The organism is Flavobacterium branchiophilum FL-15 (genome assembly GCF_000253275.1).
GTDB classification, from domain to species: domain Bacteria; phylum Bacteroidota; class Bacteroidia; order Flavobacteriales; family Flavobacteriaceae; genus Flavobacterium; species Flavobacterium branchiophilum.
The window spans coordinates 402,257-423,695 of the sequence record NC_016001.1; the positions used below are offsets into that span (position 1 = coordinate 402,257).

Annotated in this window: 10 protein-coding genes; 5 read left to right on the forward strand and 5 right to left on the reverse strand. The window is 34.3% G+C overall.

The window, feature by feature from the left end:
- Positions 1-6: 6 nt before the first annotated feature.
- From FBFL15_RS01780 to FBFL15_RS01795, 4 genes are all read right to left on the reverse strand, one after another.
- Entirely contained in the window at positions 7-774 is a 768-nt protein-coding gene (locus FBFL15_RS01780) for a DUF3050 domain-containing protein (protein WP_014082961.1), read from the reverse strand.
- An 81-nt stretch (positions 775-855) separates the two neighbouring features.
- On the reverse strand, positions 856-2,034 hold the full coding sequence (locus FBFL15_RS01785) for an acyl-CoA dehydrogenase family protein (RefSeq protein WP_014082962.1): 1,179 nt from the start codon (positions 2,032-2,034) through the stop codon (positions 856-858).
- 220 nt (positions 2,035-2,254) lie between these two features.
- Positions 2,255-3,166, reverse strand: coding sequence for a hypothetical protein (locus tag FBFL15_RS01790; protein WP_014082963.1), 912 nt, complete (start codon positions 3,164-3,166; stop codon positions 2,255-2,257).
- A gap of 236 nt (positions 3,167-3,402) precedes the next feature.
- Complete coding sequence (locus FBFL15_RS01795; RefSeq protein WP_014082964.1) at positions 3,403-4,644, reverse strand: metallophosphoesterase; 1,242 nt, start codon at positions 4,642-4,644, stop codon at positions 3,403-3,405.
- A gap of 849 nt (positions 4,645-5,493) precedes the next feature.
- On the opposite strand from FBFL15_RS01795, the gene lysS reads away from it, so the two are divergent.
- The 4 genes from lysS (at position 5,494) to FBFL15_RS01815 (ending at position 10,467) form a co-directional block, all read left to right on the forward strand.
- Positions 5,494-7,185 (forward strand): lysine--tRNA ligase, encoded by a 1,692-nt coding sequence (lysS, locus tag FBFL15_RS01800; RefSeq protein WP_014082965.1) that lies wholly within the window; start codon positions 5,494-5,496, stop codon positions 7,183-7,185.
- A 17-nt stretch (positions 7,186-7,202) separates the two neighbouring features.
- Complete coding sequence (locus tag FBFL15_RS01805; RefSeq protein WP_014082966.1) at positions 7,203-8,432, forward strand: AAA family ATPase; 1,230 nt, start codon at positions 7,203-7,205, stop codon at positions 8,430-8,432.
- Entirely contained in the window at positions 8,429-8,743 is a 315-nt protein-coding gene (locus FBFL15_RS01810; RefSeq protein WP_014082967.1) for a hypothetical protein, read from the forward strand. The genes FBFL15_RS01805 and FBFL15_RS01810 overlap by 4 nt, the downstream gene beginning before the upstream one ends.
- A gap of 254 nt (positions 8,744-8,997) precedes the next feature.
- The gene (locus FBFL15_RS01815; protein WP_014082968.1) at positions 8,998-10,467 is read left to right on the forward strand and encodes a hypothetical protein; all 1,470 of its coding nucleotides are present in this window, start codon (positions 8,998-9,000) and stop codon (positions 10,465-10,467) included.
- A gap of 79 nt (positions 10,468-10,546) precedes the next feature.
- Here the strand turns inward: FBFL15_RS01815 and FBFL15_RS01820 are convergent, their stop codons facing one another.
- Positions 10,547-13,153 carry an AsmA-like C-terminal region-containing protein gene (locus tag FBFL15_RS01820; protein ID WP_014082969.1) on the reverse strand — a complete coding sequence of 869 codons (2,607 nt, stop codon included), beginning with the start codon at positions 13,151-13,153 and terminating at the stop codon, positions 10,547-10,549.
- Positions 13,154-13,714: 561 nt separating this feature from the next.
- Here FBFL15_RS01820 and FBFL15_RS01825 point away from each other — a divergent pair.
- Complete coding sequence (locus tag FBFL15_RS01825) at positions 13,715-21,244, forward strand: beta strand repeat-containing protein (protein ID WP_044032038.1); 7,530 nt, start codon at positions 13,715-13,717, stop codon at positions 21,242-21,244.
- The last annotated feature ends 195 nt before the right edge of the window (positions 21,245-21,439 follow it).

Genomic DNA, 21,439 nt, shown 5'->3' on the forward strand with positions numbered 1-21,439 from the left:
TTAATATTATTTAGCAAGTGTTTCTTCAATGGCATCCCAAAGACCAATTCGTTTAATCAAGGCCTCTTTTGAAATAATAGCCACTTCTTCCCATTTTTGAGCATCGTGGCCACACAAAGCCGCAACCATTTCCATGGCCATAGGGCTGTGCTCATCGGCATCAAGTGCTATATGTCTTTCAAAATAATATATAAATTTAGATAAATCCGATTCAGGAAAATTTTGTTGAATGTTTTTTAAAATCGCTGTAAACATGGTTGGAATTAAATCCTCACGACCAAATGTAAAAGCGGCTGCAATTTCATGGGCTTTTCCATTTGCAATGGTTGAAAATGTGAAATTCAAAAAATCTTTCACCTTATGATGGATGGGATTTTCTTGAATAATTTGAAAAATAGCATTGCTGTTTTTAACACGATCTACAAATTTCATTATAGTTTGCGTGTTGGCACCGCAAGCTTCCATGGCTTCTATATACATTTCAAAATGGCTCAATCGTCTGCCATCTATGGTCAAATCGGATTCTTCTGCAACGACAATTTCGTTAATCAAATACCGGGTCGTAGGATTTTCAGAGGCATACCAAGGGATGCTTGTACAGGTCAATTGATTTTGTAAAGATTTTAATAACGACATAAAATCCCACACCGCATACACATGATTTTCTTGGAAGCAATGTAAATCAGATATAGTTGTAATTTTTTGATACAAAGTATGTTGCAATAACTGTGCTTTGTATGGTGCAATGGTTTGATTAATAGTAGTTATAGACATCATTTTATTTTTTAACAAAATTAAAAAAAGCTTCTCAATATGAAGAAGCTTTTATAATTTATTTTTGGTATCGAATAAAAATTATTTAAAGGCAGGAATACCTGTAATGTCCATACCAGTTATTAATAAATGAATGTCGTGTGTGCCTTCATAAGTAATTACTGATTCTAAGTTCATGCTGTGTCTCATGATAGAATATTCGCCAGTAATTCCCATGCCACCAAGTATTTGTCTGGCTTCACGGGCAATGTGTATTGCCATGGCCACATTATTTCGTTTGGCCATAGATATTTGGGCTGTTGTTGCTTTGCCTTCGTTTCTCAAAACACCCAATCGCCATGTCAGTAATTGTGCTTTTGTAATTTCAGTTATCATTTCAGCTAATTTTTTTTGCTGTAATTGTGTACCTGCAATGGGTTTGCCAAATTGGATGCGTTCTTTGGCATATCGCAATGCGGTATCATAACAGTCCATTGCGGCTCCAATAGCTCCCCAAGCAATACCGTATCGGGCAGAATCCAAACACCCTAACGGGGCTCCTAATCCTGATTTGTTAGGCAACAAATTTTCTTTTGGCACTTTAACATTATCAAATATCAACTCTCCTGTAGATGACGCCCTCAACGACCATTTGTTGTGTGTTTCTGGAGTCGAAAATCCTTCCATTCCTCTTTCTACAATCAATCCATGAATGCGTCCTTCCTCGTTTTTGGCCCATACTACTGCAATATCTGCAAATGGAGCATTGGAAATCCACATTTTGGCACCGTTTAGCAAATAATGGTCGCCCATGTCTTTGAAATTGGTTATCATGCTTCCTGGATCAGAACCATAGTTTGGCTCAGTTAATCCAAAACACCCCATCATGTCGCCGGTAGCTAATTGGGGTAAATATTTCATCCGTTGAGCTTCATTACCATATTTCCAAATCGGATACATAACTAATGATGATTGAACAGACGAAGTAGAGCGTACACCCGAATCGCCCCTTTCTATTTCTTGCATGATCAAACCATAAGATATTTGATCGAGACCTGCCCCTCCATATTCCACTGGAATATAAGGCCCAAAACCTCCAATTTCGCCCAATCCTTTGATGATTTCTGTTGGAAAAGCAGCCTTTTGTGCATAATCTTCTATGATAGGCGATACAGCTTTTTTTACCCAAGCTCGGGCAGCCTCTCTAACAAGTTTGTGTTCGTCTGTCAATAAATCGTCTAATTGATAATAATCAGGGGCTTGAAATAAGTCTGGTTTCATAAATTATGTTCTTTTAAAATAGTATTTGGCATACTAAATAGGGGTTTATTAAAGTTCTTTTTTTGGTATTTGAAACAAAATTAATAAAGAAATTTAACAAAACAATCATAATTTGTTATAATTTTTAAATATTTTTATCTGGCTTGCTTTCTTCAATAAAAGGCCTTGATATTTTTATCTATTACCAAATAGTCATCTTGCGTTTGGATGTGTATAAAAATTAATTTTTTTTCAATAAAAGTTGTATTTTTTTAGACCATTTCAAAGCTCCTTTTTCATTAAGGTGGTCGGCATCAAAAAAATCAGTTGCTATAAAACTACTATCTTTCAAAAAATTGTAATAGCAAACATGTTGGTTTAGTTTTACAAATTTTTGAATTTGGGTTTCTATTTGCTCTAATTGCTCTATATGAAGTTGATCTGTATAGGTTTTGTAAGCTGGTGATGTAACTAATATTAGTTTACAGTGTTTTTTTCTTGCATATTCAATAATGTCATTCACAATTTTTACATTGTTTTTAAAATGTTTCTTAGATTTTGAACCATGCCTTTTGGCAGCGGTTTTACCGGTAGCTACCAGGTTTTTTTTGTACTTGGATTGGTATTCATTTCCCCATCCTAATTTTTCGGTAGTAATAGCACTTTTATTTTTAAAGTAAAAGGACCAAATACGTTTTATATTATCTTTAAACTTAACATTTAAAATTTCAAAATGTTTGCTAACTTCATTTTGAGGTTTAAATCCATAATAGATTACATAATTCTTTATTCGCCAATCAGAGGCTCCTCCGTTCAATGTAAAATAGAGCGAAAAATAATCTATGGGTACAATAATCGTTTGAAGTTGCTCGAAACGGGTGTCGTATTTTTCTAATATTTCTAAATCATAATTCAAAGGCTGCGAAATATAAGAAGCATTATAACAATTTGAAGCTATATACCGTGGATCGAGACCATAAAATGTATGCGAACTGCCCAAAATTAATGTTTTTATTTGACCCGCATGCAAATCCAAATACGTTTTTTTTACTTGATAATCATTAGGAATATTTCTAATTAATATTTCGATGGCAACAAATGCAATTATAATTGGAAGAATAAAAAAAAAAGTTTTTTTAATAAATATTTTCATATCATTTAGTCATTATTTTTTTTCAAAAAAAACAAAAAAATTCTTTAAATTGGGGCAATTATACGAGCAAAAAAGGGCCACATAGTTTTGCTCGCCAATAGTCATGATGCACCATCAAGTCAAACAAAATAGTTCCTAGCAATCCATTAGGTATCTGTTGCCAAATCAAACACTTTCTATCAAAAAAACATTTTCTTGATGCCAAAAACAAGTGCAAAATTACTAATTTGTTTCTATTAAGCCCTACTTTGACGCTTTTTTAATTCAATTACCGTAATTTCGGGCATAATTCCAACCCTTCCAGGATAGGCATGAAAACCAAACCCTCTATTTACATACAAATGCCTTCCTTTATGTTCATACAATCCTGCCCATTGCTCATATTGGTATTGTACAGGGCTCCATTTGAAAAAGCCTGGAATTTCTATACCAAATTGCATACCATGCGTGTGGCCAGATAGTGTTAAATGAAAATGGAGGTCGTTGTGTTGCACTATTTTGTTCCAATGACTAGGGTCGTGGCTCATCAATATTTTAAAATCAGTGGCTTTCAAATGTTTTGATGCCAAATCCAAATCGCCAGCTTTCTTAAAATTATGACCCCAGTTTTCTACACCCACCAATGCAATCTGGTCTTGGCCTTTTGAAATGTATCGGTGCTCGTTTAGCATTAATTGAAACCCAATATTGCCATACAATTTTTTAATACTTTCAAAATTTTCTTCCTTTTCTTTAGCAGATTTCCAAGTTACATATTCGCCATAATCATGATTGCCCAAAACTGCAAATTTGCCATATTTGTGTTGCTTGATGTCATTAAAAACCTCAATCCATGGGTGCATTTCTTTAGCATGTGTGTTTACTATATCGCCCGTAAAAAGCATCAAATCAGCCTCTTGCTCATTAATCAAATCAATGGCATATTTAATTTTTTCTGGATTATCAAAACTCCCACTATGTACATCCGAAATTTGTAAAATCCTAAATCCATCAAATGCTTCGGGCAAATCGTCATACAAAACTTGCTGTTTAATTACCTTATAGTTGTATTTGCCATATTTGATGCCATACAACAAAGACAAAAATGGAATAGATGCCAAACCAATGCCAATTTGACTTACAAATAGACGTCGGGCTATCAAAAAATCACTATTTGAATTCGGTTGTGCAAAATGTTTAAAAACACCAAATAAAAATCTAATAAAATCTTCGTTAAAAAGAATTATAGAAACCACCATTTTTGGAATATAAACCACCAACAACAAACCAAGTGTAAACATAGTTTGAGGTGTTTGTCCAACAGATCTGTCAAATTTTGTAAACGAATACACAATAAATCCCAATATAAACGCATTGACAACGATATAAAAAATAAGTAACCACCTGTTTTTTATCAACGTTTTAAAAGCTTGGTAAGCATAAAACTCCATCAAAAAAATAAAACCAAACAAAAGTGCCAATCGAATTATAAATTTCATATCGAAAATTGTTATTTTTATAAATACAGGACGCTGTGCAAAAAGTATAGTTGCATAAGGCCACAAAATCTTGCAAAGAAACAAATTTCAATTAGAACATTTTCAATTATGATCCCTTTTTTAACATCCCTTTAACCCACAGACATTTTTTTTTATAAGAAGCAGCTACTTCAGGCATTTTCACGCAGGGGCAGTTCCCGCCTTTCGTTACAATCTTTTTGTTTTTAAAGAAAAAACAAAAAGGATTTCCACTGCAGTCGGGGCTATTTTGCAGCTACATGTTGTGTCTCCGATAGGCTTTTCAAAATAAAATATCAGTTAAATAGACCCTATAATTATACCTATTTCAGGCCTAAAAATCTTCAACAACCAACCCAATGGACCTGTTTTCTTTTATCTAAAAAAAGCAAACCTAATACCAAACACTTATATAAAATAGTCTAAAAATGCAATACTATTTTTTTTCATGATTTTATAAAAAAATCATTTCATAGCTGGGCTACGTAATTATTTTTTTGTGAAATATTTGGTGAAATAGAGCTAGCAGATTGGGCTATTTTATAGGAGTGTTTGGTATAAATTCCAAAATACTTGAATTTAACAATCAAGCAATAGGAATCAATTCATTTTGAACATAATTTTTTATAAAACTTGATTCATGCTTTACTTTGAAGTGCTGCGTTTTTTGCGAGTTCCATTTCATACAAAATCCCCTAAACGCAATGCAAATGAAATACTTTGACTATTTAGGTATGTATTTCAGACAGTCATTAATAATTAACCTCATTTGAAATTGGAATCTATCTACATTTTAATTTATATTTGCACGGTTAAAAAAAATAAACAATCATGCAATTATCAGAACAAGAAATCATTAGAAGAGACAAACTCAACGCTTTACGAAATTTAGGAATCAACCCTTATCCTGCCGATTTATTTCCGGTGGATCACACCTCAAAGCAGGTGAAGGAGCATTTTGAAGAAGGCAAAAAAGTGGTTTTGGCTGGTCGATTGATGAGTGTTCGTGACCAAGGAAAAGCGTCTTTTGCCGAGTTGCAAGACAGCGAAGGCCGCATCCAATTGTATGTAAACCGTGATGTGCTTTGTGAAGGCGACGACAAAACGCTCTACAACCAAGTATTTAAAAAATTAACCGATTTGGGTGATTTTGTGGGCATTGAAGGCACTTTGTTTACTACGCAAGTGGGTGCAAAATGTGTGCGAGTTTCGCAATTTACTTTTTTGAGCAAAACGCTTCGCCCATTACCCTTACCAAAAACAGATGACGAAGGTCGCGTTTTTGATGCCTTTACCGATCCCGAATTGCGCTATAGAATGCGTTATGTGGACTTGGTGGTGAACCCTCAAGTGAAAGAAGTGTTTGTAAAAAGAACCAAATTGTTTGCTGCCATGCGAACATTTTTCAACCAAGCGGGCTATATGGAGGTTGAAACTCCCGTGTTGCAATCCATTCCGGGTGGGGCTGCGGCACGTCCGTTTATTACACACCACAATAGTTTGGATATTCCGTTATACATGCGAATTGCCAACGAATTGTATTTGAAACGATTAATCGTTGGTGGTTTTGATGGTGTTTATGAATTCTCAAAAAACTTCCGTAATGAAGGGATGGACAGAACGCACAACCCAGAATTTACAGCTATGGAAATCTATGTAGCCTACAAAGACTACAACTGGATGATGAACATGACCGAAAACTTGCTAGAATATTGTGCCATGCAAGTAAATGGCACAACCCAAGCTACTTTTGGCGAGCATCAAGTAGATTTTAAAGCACCTTATGCCCGAGTTACGATGACCGATGCCATCAAACAATTTACAGGTTTTGATATTACAGGTAAAACAGAGGAGGAATTGCGTGAAGCCGCAAAATCTATGGGAATTGAAGTGAATGAAACCATGGGAAAAGGCAAATTAATAGATGAAATTTTTGGCGAAAAATGCGAAGGCAACTTCATTCAGCCCACATTTATAACTGATTATCCGAAAGAAATGTCGCCATTGTGCAAATCGCACCGCGACAATCCAGATTTAACCGAGCGTTTTGAGTTGATGGTTTGCGGAAAAGAAATCGCAAATGCCTATTCCGAATTGAACGACCCAATAGACCAACGTGAACGTTTTGAAGCACAAATGGCATTGGCAGAAAAAGGCGATGATGAAGCCAATGGTATCATTGACGAAGACTTTTTAAGAGCATTAGAATACGGAATGCCACCAACTTCTGGATTAGGAATTGGTATGGATAGATTGATTATGTTTTTAACCAATAATCCGAGTATTCAAGAAGTGTTGTTTTTCCCTCAAATGCGACCAGAGAAAAAAGGTCCTGAATTGACCGAAGACGAAAAACACATTATCGATATTTTGAAAGCAAACGAAGGAATTTCTATTGGCGAACTCAAAGAAAAAGCCGCTTTGAGTGGCAAAAAATGGGATGCAGCCAGCAAAGGCATCGCAAAACACGGCTTGATGAAAGTGGTAGGCGAACAAAAAGTTGTGGAATATTTGGGGAAATAATTCCTTATCTTTTAAAAATGGAAAAAGCAAAACTTATAGTTAAAAATTTTGGACCTCTAAAAGACATCGAAATTGAAGTTAGAGAAATGGTTACTTTTATCGGAGCGCAAGCCTCTGGTAAAAGTACACTTGCCAAATTGCTTTCTATTTTTGAAGATGCGGATTTTAGAAGAGACGACAAAATATCATTTGAAGAGGAATTAAAAAAATATAGTATTTTTTCATATTGGAATGAGAATAGCGAAATTCATTACTTTACAAACGTTTTTGAGTTTCATTTAAAAGGAAGGTTAATTTCAAAAACAAAAGAATTTAATAAAATTATTTCTCAATTATTAGATTATAAAAATACATCTCAAGTTGTTTCCTATTTAAATCAATTACATGTATTAAATTTGATTAAAATTAATTCTAAAACAAAAAAAGATTTATACAATAACATCATCAATATCCTAAATATAGTTAACAATTATATAAAATTCGATCCATTATACAATCCATTAGAAAACAAGGAATTATTCGAATTAATTAATTCGATTTTTTATTATACAGATTCCGTTTACATCCCAACCGAGAGAGCTTTTCTTCATTTAATTGCAGAAAATACTTTGGGTTTAATCAATAATAATGTTCAAATTCCAAAACATCTTTTGAATGTGGGGCAAGATTATGAAAAAGCAATTCAAACCATTAAGGAATTGCCTCTATATATCATTGATAAAAAACTAAAATACAAGAGAGAAGGCAAATCTTCTTATATTTACCATGATGAAACTGAAAAAATAGATTTATTAGAATCTGCTTCTGGTTTGCAATCTATTATTCCAATTTTACTTCTTGTCGAATATGCAAATACCTTAAAAGATAAATACAATTTCAATTTTGTGGTTGAAGAACCGGAATTGAATTTATATCCAAAAGCACAACACGAATTGATTAAATATTTAGTTAAAAATTGTTTAACCGATAGAAGAAATTTGATTTTAACTACTCACAGTCCTTTTGTTTTGGCTTCGTTAAATAATTTGTTATTGGCATTTGATAAAGGGAAATCTAAACCTAAAGAAGTTGCAAAAATCATAAGTAAAGCATCATGGCTCAATCCTAAAAATTTCATTGCATATCAATTAAAAAATGGCAAAGCCTATAAAATAATGGATGATAAATTGGGGCAAATCAAAGAAAATATGATTGATAGTATTTCGGATGATTTTTCAGATGAGTTTGATAAATTGTTGGAGGTATGATTGCAGTAATTCAAAAAGCTTTTCCAGAAATTCAAGAGCGTGGCTGTATAACGGAAATCAATGAAAAACATTTGTATGTAATTGAAGATCAAACCACTAAAAAAGCAAAATTTGATTCAAAAACTGCAGAAAATCACTTGCATGTTGAAAATAGTTGTAGCTTTCCTTATTATTTTATTCAAAACGATGCTTGTGTCATGCAATTTGAAGACGCAAAACAATGTGATTATGTCATTTTCAATAAATTAGATTTTTATTTTTGCGAAATTAAAGTAACGGAAAACAACAGAACCAAGACAATCATAAATTAAATGCTTATAAGCAATTAGAAAGTACCTATAAATTTTACAGCGAAAAAATAGCGTTTTCAAATATTGTTTTGCATGCAATTCTTGTTTTTCCATCCAAAAGAAGAATAATTCAAACAAGTAAATCCACAAAAAGAAAAGAATTTAAAACTAAATACAACATAGATTTAAGAGAAGGAAATTATATTATCTTTGAATAAATTTGTTTTAATTAACCCAAAACTAAAGTTTTTGACTATTTAAGAAAATAAATAACTATGAAAAAAATAATTATTCTTGCATTATTCGTTGCAACAACAGGTTTTGCACAAACTTTTAGATGGAGTGAAGGAACTGCCACTGTCGAAAATGAAACCGATTTTAAAATAGATCATTATTTTTATGGTCGGTTGTTTAAGGTCAAAACCAAATACAATCAAGATACTTTCAACAAAGATGTTATTGTTGATATTGTTGATCCAAAAGATGATTTTGAAAGTGAAGTTGTTAATGCCTCTTTGGAACAACCAGTTATGGGTTTGAATATGAAAACATTAATTGATTTGTTTCATTTAAACGAAAAAAACTTTATGTATTTTGTTACCGAATTTGATAGAAGCACCAAAATGAACCAACTATTTTGGAACACGTCCAATATCGATACTGGAAACAAATCAAAATACAATTTGATTACTTCTTTCCCTGGTAAAAATGGGGTCAATCCAGGCGATTATTATGTGGCTCAATCACCCAATAAAGCTTTTTATGTAGCATTAAAAGTACCTTCTTATGACAAAAAAGTCAATCAGAAAATTACGTTTACACTACTCGATAAAACATGTAAAGTTGTAAAAGAAAGAGAATATGAATTTCCATTTTCATCCAAACAATCTGGCAATCAACAACTTTTTGTTTCGGATGAAGGTGTTGTTTTTATGATTAAAGAAATTGATTTGCCAAAAGTGAAACCTTATAAATCGTTATATGTTTGGAATCCTGCCACAGATGCCGTTGTAGAAGAAAGTTTAAAATTAGATAACGATTTGCAAATACATCAAATCAAAGGGCAATTTGATGCCAACGATTTTTACATTCATGGTTTATATACGGATAAAAATTCACGCGATTTTCAATTTAGTGTTTCCTTTTCTGGTTCAGATGGTGTAAATAGCCTTGGGGTGCTTTGTGCAAAATTTGATGCTAAAGGTACACGAAAATACCTTACGTTAAATGAAACAGGAAAAATAAACGACTTGAATATTAAAAATTTTGTAGTTTCTGGAGACAAAACATGGGCCTTGATGGATCATTTATTTGTAATGAGCAAAAGACGTCCGTTAGCTCAAACCAATATGAAAATTATTAATGATTACACCTATTCAAACGATGGAATAGAAGTAGGTTTAATAGACAATGCTACTGGAAAATTGGAATGGTTACACAGTACCAAGATAAGCAATCCCTCATCAGTAAACGACAATGGCGATTTGTTGTCCTATATGTACACGGTGAACAATGATGGTGTTACCTTGTTGTATAACCAACACAAAAGTATTTATGAAAGTAAAATTCCTGTGATTCAAAAATATACCAAAACAGGAAAATTAATTAGCAATACACCGCTTTCAAATGTGTTGCCAAGCAAATATTCTTTGGATAATTCTACCTTTGTAAAGGTAGAAAATAACAAATATATAGTACGTTGTAAATTGGGCAGTTCTGTAAAATACGGGTATTTAACACTATAAATCAGAGAGTCAATAATTTTATAAAAGGAAAAAGGCTGTCAAATATATTGACAGCCTTTATTTTATATTACAAGAGCAATTATTTTTTCTTGAAAATACCATTAATCAACCCACCAGCTTTGTTGATAATGTCTGCTTTTTGGGCATCGGTTTTACTTTTATTAACAGTGTCTTTTTTGCCTTTATTCAACAAATCATTTAAGGCTGAAGTGCCTTTGCTAACGAGTTTGTCTTTTTGCTGTTTGGCTATTTGTGTAGCTAGAGCAGTAGATGCTGCTTTAATATCTGTGGTGATTTTTGGGTTAGAAAAATGGCCCGAAATAGAGGCATTTATTGGGATACTTTGAAGCTTTGCTACGTCATTTGACCCTAATTTTGACAATATTGCTTGAGCCTCGTTGCCCAAATATTTTGCGGGAACATCAAACTTTATAGTATAATTCATCGACTGATCAAACCCGTGTGTACCGCCAACGGTGGCTTTTATATCTTGGTATCTAATATCAAAAGGTTTGATGTTTACTTTTCCATTACTAAAATTGATCAATGCCTTGATTCCGTTGAGGTTTATTTTATTAACATCAAAAAATTTGATATTTGAAGATAAACTGTTGAGCAAAGTAGCATTTTTGGTATTTACTACCGCCGATGACAATTGGCCTAATAAATCACCTGTAAGCGTATTCAAATTTGGCGTCATCGACTGAGCGTCTAGTAAACCATCTATTTTGATGTTTGAAGTAAATTTCCCGTTGATAACTCCTGCCAATGGTGCTATTTTTTTGAGCATATCCAACGAGGTAAATGTTTGATAAATATCTACTTTATCTAATCCTAAATTCATATCAAAAACAGGCGTTTTACCTTTTGTTGAAACACTACCGTCAAAAGCAATAGCACCCCCAAATATATTGGTTTTTATATGCTGAAGTGTTACTTTTTGGTCGGCAATAGTCATGGTTCCCGAAGCATTTTTCAAAGTCAAATTGTCGTACAAAATGGTATTGGCTTTTGCCGAAATGGTACAATTCAAAAACGATGGAATTTTCGTGCTTTTGCCATTTGGGGTTTTAGTATTTGTTGGGGTTGATTTGTCGGAATTTGATGCGGATGGAGTAGTGGGAGCCGTTTCCATAAAATCCGATACAGCCAAAACATTTGAAAACAAATTAAAGTTACCTTTTAATTCTTGTTTTTTGAAAATAAATCCGTAAAAATTTTCTAATACACCCGAAATAGTCATATCACTTTTGCCAGTTGTAGCCTTAAAATCTATTAGCTTGATATGACTTGGATTAAATTGCAACTGGGCATTTTGAATAGCCATGTTTTTGCCAGCGTTGTTATAATTAAAACCCGTTAATTGCAGAGTGCCAGCGTTGTAAATATTTTGATAATCGTTATTAGTAACAGATTGCATATCAAACTTAGTGGTTACATCGGCATGTAGAATCCCCGTCAAAGGTTGGTCTAATTTAATAGGATATGCTTTAGAAAAATTACTCAAATTGATAGTGCCTTTTATAGCAGCATCAACTAAAGGATTGGTATTGAGGTTTTTAATCTGTGCTTTTGCCCAAAATACATCTTGGTCTATTTGAAATGACAGTTGGTCTAAATTGACAAAAGTATCGGCCATTAACCCCGTTTGATTGATAATTTTTGTATCGAGGATTATGTTTTTAACCGATTTGGGCAAATTAGGATATTGAAAAGAACCATTTTTGGATTGAATGGCCACGCTAAATTGCGGAATAGTGGTTTTTGTTAAGGAACCTTTTGCAAAACCTTCTACAGTAAAATCGCCTGTTGTTTTTACGCCATCAAGTGTAGCAGCATAAGCTGTTGGGATTAACCCCAAAAAATTTTCAAAAGACGAAGAGGGTGTTTTAAATTTCAAATCATACACTTGAGCATTAGATAACATTTGGACAAATCCGTTAAATTCAAGTGGCAACTCGTTGATTTTGGCTTTATTTTCTCTAAATGTATATTTGTTCTGATTCAAATCAATGTCTAAAATGGCCTCCAACGATAAAGCCATGTTATTCATATAATTAACGTGGTTCATTTCAAACGAAACTTTAGCAGCTGTTTGGGTGTCTAAATTCAATTGTGCTGCTTTGAAATCGCCTTTGCCTTGATGATTCAACTCTTTGATGAGCATTTTTAATTTTGATTTTTGATCAAAATATCTGATGCTGTAATTTTCAATAGCATAATTCTCAATTTTTAAATTCAAAGGCTCGCTTTTTTCTGTTTCAGTAGTTGGTGCATGTGTTTTTAGGGCAATGTCATAATTGGCAATACCATTTTCATTTACAATTACATTGACAAAGCCATTCGCCGTACTAAAACCATCTATTTTTATGGCTTCGGATTTGTTGTTGAATAATTCAGTCAATGCCATATTCAAATTCAATTTTTCTACATATAATAAGGTATCACCTTCAAAAGGGGCTTTGTTAATGATGGCTAATTGTTTGAGTTGTACAGTAGCATTTGGAAAATTCTTTATAAAACTCAATGAAGCATCTTCAAATTTCACATGTGCATTTACTTTTTGGTTAATGGCATCTTTAATTTTTTCTTTGATTTGATTTTGAAATGCAAAAGGGAGCAATAGCAAAAGTCCAAATAATACAGCCAATATGATACCTGCATATTTTAAAATTTTTTTGAACATAGTTTTCTTAAGATAAAATAAATTAATTTGAAACGCAAAGGTACATGTTTTTACAGAAAGGCTTCTTAAAAAAAAATAAAATTAATGGCTGATTAGTTTTGAAATGATAGGTTAATATGAAATATATAGCATAAAAAATATTTCTATTTTTAGCCTTTTAATGAAAAAAGGAGTGTTTGAAAGTTTTATTTTAAAATGTATTTCAACGGTTAAAACTAACGTTTCGTCTTGATAAATTTTAAATCATAAATTAAAAATAGTAGATTTTATTTATAAAAAATTCATAAAATAATTTATTTTTTAAATATAAGTATCTGACAATCAAATTTTTAAATTTTTTTATTAATTTTTTATTTTATTTTTTATTTATATAATTAAAAATGCTAATTTTACACCCTAAATACTAAAGTAAATGTCAATTTTTTTTAAAAAATTACTGAATAAAAATAATGATTATTTTATTTTATTTATTTATTAAAAAAATACGAAAATCCGTATAATTTATTTAAAAGTATTTATATAACAAAATGTAATTAAAGCATGTAATTTTTCATTTAGTTTATGATAGTAATAAAGCATCAAGATGTTCAAGTAGGTATTGGTAAAAAAAAATTAATAGTCTATAAAATGTTAAAAAATATATTTTTTCTGCAAATAATAGGTTTGCTCTTGATTACGAGTAATAATACATCAGCCCAATCTCCAGGTGGAGTATCTGGGGCATCATTGTGGTATAAGTCCAACGTTGGAGTAACCAATGCTACAGGTGTGTCTCAATGGGATGATCAATCGGGTAATGCCCGACATTTGACACAATCGACAACGGCCTCACGCCCGGTTTATAATACATCTAGCAATTTGATTAATTTCAATGCTACGGTTGGTTTTGATGGTTCAAATGATGTGTTGAGTACAGGATTGATCAACCGAACGAGCTTGATATCGGGTAGCGATCCATATTCTAGTACCACCTATATTGTTTATCGAGCCAAGAGTACGAGTTCGGTGTTGTATAACCATTCCGACGGATCAGGTGGCACTTGGAATATAGGCGGCCATTCAGGATCTGATGTAATTCCCAATAGGAATTCTAGTTTTGCTACACCTACGATCAATACCATTCGTTTGCAAAGCACCCAAGGAATAACCAATGGTAGTGTTTTAACCCGAATCAATGGGACATCGGCCAATAGTACATGGGCCGGATCTACAGTTGTAGGAGCGAGTGCTTCCTACAATTTTTGGGTTGGAGCTCAGGGTACCAATAATTTTGGAAGCAACGAGATAGCCGAGTTGGTATCGTATCCTAATAATACCAATTCGTCAAACGAACGCCAACGAGTAGAATCCTATTTGGGATTAAAATACGGGATAACGTTGCCTTATAATTATATGGCATCAGATGCGAGCGTTTATTGGGATGCTACAACAAATACTAGTTTTAGCAACAATATTTTCGGCTTGGGACGAGATGATGATTCAGGATTAGAACAACGACAAAGCCAGTCGATAAATTCAGGATCACAAGTTATAGTAAGTACAGGAGCAGTATCGGCCTCAAATGCGAGCAACAGTATTGCCATTAGTGGCGACAAACAATTTTTGGTAATAGGCGATAACAACCAAACAGGCACAGTAGCCTTTGCCGACAGTTTTGGCGATTCGAGTGTTTACTCTCGATTAAAACGAGTTTGGTTTGCCGACAACACAGGAAGTTACAACCAAGACACTCGGATTTTGATACCTACGAGTTTGTATGGAGGAGCGAACAAACCCAAGCTGATCATGAGCAGCAACAACAGCTTTAGTGCCACATCAAGTAGCACCACCAATACATATATAACAGCCGAAACGGCTACGGTAACAGTAAATGGATTGAGTTATTATGAATACAAACTCACGGCAAGTCAAGTAACGTCTGATTTTTATTTTACAATCAGTTCCATTACTGCCCCAGGAGGGGTAGCTACAGGATTGCGAGCATGGTTTAAGGCCAATGATGGAGTATCGAGTGGAGCACAATGGAACGATGCGTCGATAAATGGTAACCATGTAGTGCAAGCAGCGGCAAGCCGTCAGCCTGTACTGACACAAAGTGCCACAAATGGGGTTTATGATTTCAACTTCAATCCTTATTTTGATTTCAAACCGACCAATCAAACCTATTTTTATAAATTAACGGGCATAATGGGTACCAATGCTACGGCAGGATCTTTGTACAGTACAGCCCGAAGTGCAACGGCAACAACAGGAACGTGGCAAACCATTGCGGGCTTTGGCGACGACAATCCGAATTTGTCTCAAGCAACCGACAATTATCAAATGTGGCGATCTGGAGGTCAAATATTTAGCGATATTTATAACGTTCAGAGCTTACCAGCACACGGAATCAGTATGTTTTGGTCTGCAATAAATGGCAATAATCTATCATTAAACGGGAAGTTGATAGCCTCTGGCAATGCCTCTGGAGATATAACCGACAACACATTTGTGATAGGTTCTGAGGGCTACAACGTGTCGGCGGCGACAGGAGGAAATGAACATTACTTTGGAGGGATTCCCGAGGTGATTGTTTATAACGAAAACCACGCTTTGAATAGTGTAGATCGTAATAAAATAGAAAGTTATATGGCATTGAAATATGGCTATACCTTGAACCAAACCACGGCACAAAATTACGTATCGTCTAGCGGTATTGTGGTTTGGGATGCCACAGCAAATGCTACCTACAAAAACAATATAGCGGGCATTGGCAAAGATGCATTTTCAGATTTGCATCAAAAACAATCCAAGTCTGTCAATTCGGGTAATCAGATTATTATGAGTACTGCCTCGTTGGCAGCTACTAATGCTACCAATACGACCGATATAAGCGCAAACAACCAATTTTTAGTTTGGGGAGATAATAATTTGACTGGGTTTACCACTTTTAGTGATACTTTTGGCGACGCATCAGCATTTTCCAGATCGTCCAGAGTATGGTTTGTGGATAATACAGGAAGTTATGCACAGGATACAAGAGTATTAATTCCATCTGCCATGTTTTTTGGATCGACTACACCAAAAATTATTTTAAGTAGTACGAGCACTTTTAGTGCTACGGCTAGTTCAACAACCAATACCTACATTGCTCCACAGGCTTCAAAAGTTACTTCAGGAGGAGTTTCGTATTATGAGTTTATTGTAAGTGCTAGTCAATTGGCAAATGATTTTTATATGGCTTTGGCTAATGGAATAGCTCCTGGAGGAATTAATACCAACATGAATTTATGGGTAAAAGCAGATGCTGATTTGACACCTTCCTCTGGTACAGTTACCAGTTGGTTGGATTTAACAGGTACTAACACCTTTAGTATTACAGGAACACCAACAGCCAATTTAACAGGCGCAAACTTTAATCCTTCAGTTGGGTTTAATGGAAGTTCCTTATTTGTTGGAAACACTTCTATCACTCATGTTGATGCCTTTTCTGTGGCCAAAATTGTAAATGCAACTGGCGCAAGTGCATCGGGTGCTGTCCTAGGAGATAAAGTTAGCGGAGCCGCAAGTTACTTCTTTCATACAGAAGGTGGTAATTTTTATATCAGAACAGCAGGTACTGCTACTGGAATTGCTTCTGCAAACAGTATTCCTTATACTTTAATGAATGCAGATATGAGTGAAACAGGTACTCAAACCATCAAATTGAATGGGCTTTCTACAAATAGTCCAACAGATATTCCATCTTATACTTCTACACCTTTGATTGGTTCTAGACAAGTGAGTTCAACGGATAATTTATTAGCAGGGTCAGAAATATCAGAAGTCATCCTTTATGATACTTCTAAAGCTGTTGATAGACAAAAGATTATTTCGTATTTAGCTTTGAAATATGGTATCACCTTAAATCAAAATACAGCTCAAAATTATATAGCTTCTGATGGCACTGTTTTTTGGAACGGAACAACTAATTCGTCTTTTAAATATAATATAGCGGGTGTTGGTCGTGATGATTTTTCAGGAGTGAATCAAAAACAATCTCAATCGGTCAATACAGGCAATCAAATTATTGTAAGTAATGGCGCTGTTGCTACTGCAAATGCTACCAATGCCAATACCATAACGGCAAACAAACAGTTCTTTATGGTTGGAGACAATAATATGACTGGTTATGTAGCCTTTTCAGATACTTTTGGCGATGCAACAATTTTTTCAAGATCGGCAAGAATTTGGTATGCAGACAATACAGGAAATTATGATAAAGCTACCCGAATTTACATACCAACTAAAATGTATAATGGTTCTGGAAGTCCAAAGTTGATTTTAAGTACTACTAGTACGTTTTCTTCTACTGCTTCTTCAACTACCAATACCTATATTTCTGCAGAGGCAGCTACGGTTACTGTAAGCGGAGCAACCTACTTTGAGTATAAATTGACGGCTGCTCAAATAGCTACTGATTTTTATTTTGCTATTTCAAATGGGTCTTCCCCTGGTGGTATTGCCAATGCCAGATTATGGTTACGAGCTGATGTAGGAACGTCATCTACAACAAACGGTACAACATTATCTCAATGGAATGATCAATCAGGCAATGATAACCATGTTTTACAAGCAACCGCTGGAAGCAGACCAACATATAGCACAAATGCTGCTGATGTCATCAACTTTAATCCTTCGGTAATGTTTAACACAACCAATTTAATGACAGATGCAGATGGTATTTTTACTACGGATGTTAAAACCAATATGTCGGTATTTGCTGTCAATTCTAATAAAACATTGACCAATGGATATATTATTAATGGTAATTCATTAAATATGAATGCAGCTTATGGCGATGGAAATGTATATTGGGACGGAAATGCTCGTATTTCAAGTGCATGGGGAGGTACACTTACAATTCCTAATCTTTGGACGGGTTACAACACCAGTACTGCAAATCCAAATCGAAGAGAAATCAGAAGAAATGGACAGTCTTTAAGTTCAGATGCTACTGCCACAAGTTTTACTCCAGCAACAGGTGCCTTCAATATTGGAAGTGGATTTAATGGGCCAATCAACGAAATTATCGTTTATGATATTAATGTTGCAGCAACCGATAGAGCCAAAGTTGAATCTTATTTAGCTATAAAAAATGGATTAACATTAAGCCAATCCTCGGCACAAAATTATGTCAATTCAGATGGTTCAACAATTTGGAATGCAACAACAAATGCAACATACAAGCAAAATATTGCTGGTATCGGACGAGATGATTTGTCTGCTTTGAACCAAAAGCAATCCAAATCTGTCAATTCAGGAAGTCAAGTGATCTTAAGCACTGGAACCATAGCAGCAACAAATACAGCAAATGCCAACACTATTACAACCAACAAACAATTTTTAATTTGGGGCGATAATGGGCAAACAGGTTACACAGTATTAGCAGATTCATTTGGTGATGCTACTGTTTTTTCAAGATCTCAAAGGGTTTGGTTTGCTCAAAACACGGGTAGTTATAGCCAAGCCACTAGCGTATATATCCCAACAGCCTTATATAATGGCACTGGAAATCCTAAATTGATATTAAGTTCTACTAGCAATTTTAGTTCTACTGCTTCTTCAACAACCAACACTTATATAGCAGCCGAGGCGGCAACAGTTACGGTAAATGCAGTGTCCTATTATGAATACAAATTGACTGCTTCTCAAGTAGCTACTGATTTTTATTTTGCCATTGCAAATGGATTAACCCCTGGAGGTGTTGGCAATGGATTGAAAATTTGGCACAAAGCGGATTTTGGTATAACTGCAACTTCCTCTAATGTATCTGCTTGGAAAAATGTTTTTGATGGAAAATCAGCTACAAATAATGGATCGGCAACAGCAACTCCAAAATTAGTTCAAGGAGATTCTAATTCATATAATTTTAATCCTTATATAAATTTAACACTTACTTCTAACAATATCGGACAATTGAGTAGTACAGCCGATTCAGGCTATTTTGCTCCTCAAGGTGCATCAAGTATTCATGTGTTTACTACAGTGTTTCCTCCATTGGTAGCAGATAGTTCTATTTTTAGTTTAAATGGGAATGGGGCCTCTGGTGCTTCTTCTTATGATGATTTTGATTTAGTAAGAAATGGTGTTTGGAACCAACAAGGCGGCAGTTATGCGGTTTCTGGATATACCTTGTCCAACAAACAATCTATTTACTCATTAAGTGTCGAAGAAACTCCATCTATTGCAGCCGATAATACAAAAGCCCGTCAAGATTTAACAACCCTAGCTACCAATACTACAACTGATTTTAGAGTTGGTGGTGCTGGATATGTCATTGGTTCTGATATCGCAACAGGTGGTGATAATAATTCTACAATAGGAAAATTGGGAGAAATAATAGCCTTTTCATCTGTTTTATCATCTACAGAAGAGTTAAGAGTTCAGTCTTATTTAGCTATCAAAACAGGTGTTACTTTGGGGACAAATGCTTCTAGTTCAAATTATTTGGATTCTAATTCAAATGTGATTTGGACCGCAAGTGCCAATTTCCAAAATAATATTGCGGGTATTGGTCGAGACGATATTTCTGCTTTAATGCAAAAACAATCGAAAAGTATGGTGGTTGGTAATCAAATAATTATGAGTACAACTGCTGTTGCTACAACCAACGACAACAACTTGACTTCTATTACTGCCAACAAACAATTCTTAGTTTGGGGCGATAATAATTTGTCGGGTACTACTACATTTAGCGATTCGTTTGGACAAAGTACCATTGTTAAAAGAACCGCAAGGGTATGGTTTGTGGACAATACGGGTAGCTACGCTCAAGCTACTAGAATTTACATTCCAGTTAGTTTGTATAACGGTGTTGGAACGCCTATGCTTATCAAAAGTTCATCAAGTACTTTTAGCTCAACTCCTACATCAACTACCAATACTTATATTACAGGGCAAAATGCCACTGTTACCGTGGATGGTGTAAGTTATTTTGAATACAGATTGACTGCTGCTCAAGTAGCCAATGACTTTTACTTTGCCATTGCCGACCTAGATTCTGACTCTGATGGTGTTTCAGACGCATTAGATATTGACGATGATAACGATGGGGTAGTGGATACTACAGAAATGTCTTGTACACCAACTACTTTAACTAAAACAGGTATTCAAATTACTTCCGATTTAACGTATTCGTTTGCCAATGGAGCTTCTAGTTTACAAGGATTGATTGATGGTAACGAGGCTGCACAAGTAACTACTCCTACAGGAACTTTTGCTAATGCTACTTGGTTGAAATTCCAATTGCCTTCAGCAAAAGTATTAACTAAAATTGAAATTGGCCATGCCGCATCTCAATTGTTATTTACTTCTGGATCTACATACAAATTGCAAGGTAGCAATGATAACACTACTTGGTTTGATATTGTTGCTAGTCAAACTTATACTAATAGTACTCCCGTTTTGGCTACAAATAATAGTGCAAAATTAGATATGGCCAATAATGTAACACCATATATCTTTTATCGTGTTATGGGTATATCGGGTTCTTCGGCAGGTGGAAGTGCTCAAGAAGTATATTTTACAGAACTGAAATGCAATGATTTAGATTCAGATTCTGATACAGTTGTCAATAGAATGGATTTAGATTCAGATGGCGATCTTTGTTTTGATGCTAAAGAAACAGGAGTTACGGCATCTAAATTTAATGCCACAACTGGTGTAATTACAGGAAGTATTGGTGTAAACGGTTTAGCCGATGATTTGGAAACAACTGCCGATACTGGTTTTATTAATTATACCGCTACCTATTCTAAAGCCATTAATGCTTTAATTATTAGCTGCGATTGTAATGTTGCCCCAGCAACGGGTACTCCAACTGAATATGCAAAAGTAGGGGTTTCTGTACTGGATGTGCATACTACATCTAATTGGCCAACAGATATTCCAAATGCTCATTTAGTGTTAGAATCCAAAACAAAAGGTTTGGTAATAACCAGAATGGCAGATCCTGAAACTAATATTGCAAACCCAGTAGAAGGTATGATTGTTTGGGATACAGACAACAATTGTTTGAAACTTTACAATGGAACTGCTTGGATTTGTACAGCAAAAGCTTGTAATCAATAATTTTTTATAATATTAGGTTTATTTTTATTCAATAAAAAACCGAATAAACAACATGTTTATTCGGTTTTTTTTATGATTCATTCAAAATTATGATAATTGGTATAACTTATTAGATACAGTCCTAAAAAGTGTATAAAATTATTCTTGTAATTTAATTTTTATAAAAGATACAAATATTTTTTTAATTATAAATAT